This is a genomic window from Pasteurella oralis, from assembly GCF_042681465.1.
GTDB lineage: Bacteria > Pseudomonadota > Gammaproteobacteria > Enterobacterales > Pasteurellaceae > Pasteurella > Pasteurella oralis.
Window position 1 is genome coordinate 1 of record NZ_JBHUFP010000024.1, and the last position, 1,256, is coordinate 1,256.

The following is a 1,256-nucleotide window of genomic DNA, read 5'->3' on the forward strand; positions in this document are numbered from 1 at the left end:
TTACCGCCAAACCCATCTGGCACAAGCTGATCACAATATTGCGCCACTTGATATAACGTCCACTTATCCACATTGAATGCACCTAAACGCCAGCCAAGACCATAGCGCTTGTTCGTCATTAAGTCGTACAGCACCCACGCCGGATTGTTAGACCACGCTATTTTGAATGTACCGTCCCAAAGCCCTGTGTAAGTTCGAGTAATTGGATCGTAGTTACTTGGCACCTTGATTTTTATGCCGTAGATTTCATAAGTGCGGTTTGGGATTGAACTGAAATATTCTGAATCAAAACGAACACCGACAATAGCAGTGTTCGGGTAAGCGAATTCAGTTTCAATAATTTCGGTATAACTTGCCCAAATCGTGTTGTTTTGTAACCGCTGCGATGTGCTGTCCTCTGTTAAACGCTCAACTTTTATTTTGAATGGAACAGCGGGTAAATCATCAAATTCGAATTGTTTAAGATATTGAGAACTATACTTACCATTAATTGAAACTGGGTAGCTCGTTTGTCCAATAGTAATCATTAAGTCTACTTTAGAACCGTAGGTATCACCTTGATCATTTTGACTAAATAGCGATTGAACACCAACAGTAAAACGTAAACGGCTCACTTTGTTATCCGTCACCGTACGAGTAAGTGGTGTCAATTTTCTTACTTGTGCACTCACAGCAACTTCTTTTTCAGACGTATTGAACCCCTCCATAATCGCTTGATCTTGTGTGCCAATACGCCCTTGTGCATCCACGTTTTTAAAATTGTAACTATCATCACTTGCTTGAATTGGCGTTTTATCCAAGTACACGGATTTAACACCATCCACTAAGCCTTGAATCTCACCTTCAGATATAATTTCTACAATCTTGACAAACTGTTTAGAACGCCCACTTTCTGGAGCTTCATAAGGCGTATGTCCACCGCCACCAGCACCTCCTCCCATAACTTACCCCTTAAAAAATCCTATTCTTTTATTTTTAATTGCAATATCAACATTTACAGTTTCAACGCCCTGTGAAATCACCATTGAGCCACAGAGCATGCGTCCGTAAGCCAATGGCACCATTCGCCCTTGCGCGACCATATTCGAAAGATTAGAAAATGAAGTAGATCGCTTTTTCTCTACATCATTTGCTTGCTGCATTTGTGGCGGCTTAGTCAACATTTGAGCCACTCCACCTGCCATCATTCCAATCCCCATAGCAATAACACTTGGTCCATAAGCAGCAAGCGGTGTATATAGCATCACAACGCCGAT

Annotated in this window: 2 protein-coding genes; both read right to left on the reverse strand. The window is 41.6% G+C overall.

All coding sequences use genetic code 11. The annotated features are described in order from the left end of the window. A partial coding sequence (gene gpJ, locus ACFSAV_RS09305; RefSeq protein ID WP_465263156.1) for a TipJ family phage tail tip protein occupies nt 1-941 on the reverse strand: 941 nt, incomplete at its 3' end. A gap of 3 nt (nt 942-944) precedes the next feature. Then, nucleotides 945-1,256: tail assembly protein (locus ACFSAV_RS09310; RefSeq protein ID WP_465263158.1), on the reverse strand; the 312-nt coding region annotated here is incomplete at its 5' end.